Origin of the sequence: Komagataeibacter swingsii (assembly GCF_003207895.1) — a bacterium.
In the GTDB taxonomy this organism is placed as follows: Bacteria; Pseudomonadota; Alphaproteobacteria; order Acetobacterales; family Acetobacteraceae; genus Komagataeibacter; species Komagataeibacter swingsii.
Genome location: NZ_NKUB01000065.1, coordinates 1 through 4,147, shown reverse-complemented (window position 1 = coordinate 4,147; position 4,147 = coordinate 1). Strand labels below are relative to the sequence as shown.

At 56.6% G+C, this 4,147-nt stretch carries 2 protein-coding genes and 3 pseudogenes; 1 reads left to right on the top strand and 4 read right to left on the bottom strand.

The window, feature by feature from the left end; all coding sequences use genetic code 11:
* Positions 1–103 precede the first annotated feature (103 nt).
* A pseudogene (locus CFR76_RS17195) lies at positions 104–319 on the top strand (transposase); the annotation flags it as partial.
* A 156-nt stretch (positions 320–475) separates the two neighbouring features.
* Here CFR76_RS17195 and CFR76_RS17190 read toward each other — a convergent pair.
* From CFR76_RS17190 to CFR76_RS17175, 4 genes and pseudogenes are all read right to left on the bottom strand, one after another.
* Entirely contained in the window at positions 476–1,417 is a 942-nt protein-coding gene (locus tag CFR76_RS17190; protein WP_025439985.1) for an AEC family transporter, read from the bottom strand.
* A gap of 83 nt (positions 1,418–1,500) precedes the next feature.
* Positions 1,501–3,132, bottom strand: a complete 1,632-nt coding sequence (locus tag CFR76_RS17185; RefSeq protein WP_025439986.1) for an NAD-dependent malic enzyme — start codon at positions 3,130–3,132, stop codon at positions 1,501–1,503.
* A 193-nt stretch (positions 3,133–3,325) separates the two neighbouring features.
* Positions 3,326–3,658: pseudogene (locus tag CFR76_RS17180) on the bottom strand (integrase core domain-containing protein); the annotation flags it as partial.
* 24 nt (positions 3,659–3,682) lie between these two features.
* Positions 3,683–4,147, bottom strand: a pseudogene (locus tag CFR76_RS17175) (IS5-like element IS1031A family transposase); the annotation flags it as partial.

The following is a 4,147-nucleotide window of genomic DNA, read 5'->3' as shown; positions in this document are numbered from 1 at the left end:
TCGCAGGTAGTACCGCGTCCCTATCTCTTAAATCGCTCATGCTTCATAGCTGAACCAGACCAGAAGTATTCAGCAAGGCGTCAGTCGCCGGGAGCTTACGGTCATTGAGCAGGCAGGGGCGGAACTGATGTTCCTTCCGCCATACAGCCCGGACTTCAATCCCATCGAGATGACCTTCTCAAAACTCAAGGCCTTGCTGCGCGCCAGAGCCGAACGGACTGTCCGTGCTCTGTGGGATACCGTCGGCGCGCTGCTTCCGGCTTTCACATACAGTGAATGCGCCAGCTTCTTTACAGCCGCTGGATATGAACCAGACTAAAGTGGAACCGCTCTAGAGCACTCAAATGAGCAAAACGCTTCTCAAAACGGAAAACAGACCTTTTCAGGACTCATTTTCTCCAATCAGTGCATGGAATTGTAATCATAGGGCAGGTCTTAAAACCAGAGAACTTTTCCAATCATCTATTTTTTTGCGTTATATCCACTCGCATATAGCGACAGTGGCGGGAATGACGACGACCATGCCGAGCGTCGTGAGCAGCATGATGCTGGCTGTTTCTACCTCGCACTTCCCATACTGCTGGGCAAACAGGGCAGACGGTGTGGAGGTAGGCATCGCACTTGCGACAAAAGCTGCTTTCGCCATAGCGGATTTGAGTCCCCATGCCTTGAGGGCGACGAAGAAGACTGCTGGTTGCAAGACGACACAGACGAGCGATCCCAGTATAACGGTCCTAGATCTGAGATTAAGGGAATAAGACGCAAGCGCGAGCCCGCAGGCGAAGATCGCCGCTCCTGGTGCGCAGACTGCTAGAGGCTTGAGCACGGACACGGAAACCGGCGGCATCGTCAGACCGGACAGAGACACGATGGTGCCCAGCACCGGTGCCCACACAAGGGGGTTCTTGATCGTTTTTCCAAGCGTTCGGGCCAACGAGGGTCTCGACGTTTCTGACCTGGACGCGCTCTCGAGCAGGTAGATGACGACTGAAACCTGTAAGAGGTTTGTGACAACCGCAGCCAGACCGACTACGCCGCCGCCGACCGTATCGCCATAGATTGGATCGAGGACCGTCAGGCCATAGATCGGTGCGGCTGTGGAGGACACCGCATAGCCGAGGAGGACTGCGGTCAGCCGGTCGCGCGTCATCATGCACAGGACGAGATAGCTCACGCCAAAGAAGAGCGAATATCCGATGATCATGACCACAACGAGTGGCCCCTGCTGAAGGAGCAAGTCGCGTTTGAAGGACGCCATGCTGAGGAAGAGCGCAACCGGCAGGGCATATTTCAGCGCGAAATGACTGAAACCGATGGCCTGATCGTGATCGAAATCCTTGTACTTCCCGGCCAGATAGCCCAGCCCGAATATGAGGACAACCGGAGCGATGGCGGCGACGAGTATCACGAGATTCACGGATCTGCTCCGGGTTGGTGAGAGAAGGCGTCATCATCCCCGGTGATCGGCTCGAGCCGATCACCGGGGATGACTTAGGTGTGTCAGAGTTCCTTGTAGACCGGCTTGTAGAGCAGCCCCTCGATCCAGGCGCGGATATTTTCCGGACGCTCGACGGTGGCCTGTCCACTATCGAAGATATGCTCCGCAACCCGCGTGGCGGTCGTCACTTCGGTCTCCAGGATGTTGGCTTGGAGCGGGAACAGCATGCCATGCTCGCGTGCGCTCGGCCCCACCTGATCCGCTGTCGCGGCGGCGGCGGTGATGAACATATCGTCCGTGATCCGCGCGGGACGGGTCGCGTAAACGGCGAGGCCGATTGCCGGAAAGATATAGAAATTGTTGGCCTGTCCCGGGTGGTAGCTCTTTCCCTGATATTCGAAGTCCGGAAATTGGACTCCAGCGGCGTATAATGCTTTGCCTTTTGTCCAGGTATAGGCCTGCTCGGCCGTACATTCCGCCTTGTTCGTCGGATTGGAGAGCGGGAAGATCACCGGCCGCTCGTTCAGTTTTGCCATCTCGCGGACCACCTCCTCGGTGAATGCGCCGCCGATGGTGCTGACGCCGATCAGAATGGTCGGCTTGAAGGTTCTGACGACCTCGAGAAGATCTTTCGTCGGTTTCGCCTCGTGCGCGAACGGCTTCTGCCACTCGTTGAGATCGGTCCGGCTGGTCTCGATCAGACCGTTGACATCGATCAGTACGATACGCTCACGCGCTTCGGCCTCGCCCAGACCCGCTTCGACCATCGCCGAGACAATCATACTTGCGATACCGATCCCGGCTGAGCCTGCGCCCAGAAAAAGGACGCGCTGATCGGCGAAAGTCTCGTTCTTGATCTGCAGTGCCGTGGTCAGGCCTGCTACCGCGATCGCTGCGGTTCCCTGAATATCGTCATTGTAGCACAGGACCTTGTCGCGATAGCGGGCGAGAAGCCGCATCGCATCGGTACCTTTCCAGTCCTCGAAATGAATGCAGACACCGGGAAACACGTCTGTAGCGGCTTCGATAAATGCGTCTGAGATCAAATCCACCTCCGCTTCGTCTGGCGGGAGCTCGCGCAGACCAAGATAAAGCGGATCGGCCCGGAGCGCCGCGTTCGTGGTGCCTATGTCCAGTAGCACAGGCAGCAGCGCCTCGGGCGGCACCCCCGCGCAGGCGGTGTAGAGCTGGAGCTTGCCAATGGGAATGCCCATGCCGTTAGCGCCGATATCGCCAAGACCGAGAATACGGCCGCCGGTGGACACACAGATGAACCGAACGTCTTTTACCGGCCAGTTGCGCAGAATTTTTTTGAAGCGACCTTTCATGTCGCGCGTGAGATACATGCCCGCGCTGCCGCGATAGATATGTCCGAATGTCAGACAGGCATCAGCCACGGTCGGATCATAGACAATCGGCACAAACCGCGCGGGGTCGGACATCAGCGTGTGGTAGAATAGCGTCTTGTTCCTGGCCGCCAGGCTCATGAGATAGATGTAGCGTTCGAGATCATTCGGCTTTGCGGCGAGTTGCGTCTGAACCCTCTCCAGTTGCCGGTCGATGTTTTCCACAGTCGGAGGAAGCAGACCTTCAAGGCCGAGCGATTGACGCTCAGTCATTGTAAAAGCGGTTTCCTTGTTGAGGGCGGGGTTGTTGAGGATTTCCTGTCCCCGGATCGTGCTGGCGTGGCTCATGTGTTCTCCTCGCGGTTCGGTAATCCCCCCATTTTTAGTGGGGCATTGAATGAGAATTCAGGCAGCTGTTTTTAGTTTCTGGGCGGGGGTTAGCCCGCTGTTCCCCATGTTGGGTCTGTCATGGTTATATGTCCAGAGCCATTGTGTTGCGTGTGAATTGCCCCGGGTTTTGTGGAGACGTTTTTTATCTGATTTAAGCGGCTAATGCATGTGATTTCTGTTGTGCATAAAAGCGTGCCTCAGCTTCTGCTGGCGGGATGTTTCCAATGGAGGACAGGAGCCGCCGATTATTGAACCAGTCGACCCATTTAAGTGTTGCCAGTTCAACAGTTTCCCTGTTTTTCCATGGCCCCTGCCGATAGATGAGTTCGGTTTTGTAGAGCCCGTTAATGGTCTCTGCCAAGGCGTTATCATAGGAATCCCCAACACTGCCGACAGAAGCAACGAGCCCCGCTTCAGCCAGTCTTTGCGTGTAGAGAATGGACACATATTGACAGCCGCGGTCGGAATGGTGGGTCACTTTTCCCTCAGAGCCCGATCCGAAAGTTTTTCAAGCTTGACAATGCCTTGCTGTCCGTCGTGTGAGCATGCGGATCGAGGCGATCAATGTCCATGCGGTTGAGGACGCAATGGATTGTTCCCAATCTTTGGCGAGCCGCCTGCACCGTCCCAGCCAGGCGAATGTCCGTTCAACCACCCAGCGGCGCGGCAGGATCTGAAAGCCTTTCACCGTATCGGACCGCCTGATGATTTCGACCGTCCATTTTCCCATGGAGGCGAGCGCGGATCGCAATTTCTCGCCAGCATAGCCGCCATCAGCGAAGATGTGGCGCAGCCAGGGAAAGCGCCTGCGTATTGCCGCCAGGACATCAACGGCCCCATCACGATCCTGGATATCGGCGGCATGAACGAGGAGAAAGATCAGGAAGCCGCAGGTATCAGTCACGATATGGCGCTTGCGGCCCTTGACCTTCTTGCCCGCGTCATAGCCCGAAAGCCCGCCGCTTTCCGTAGT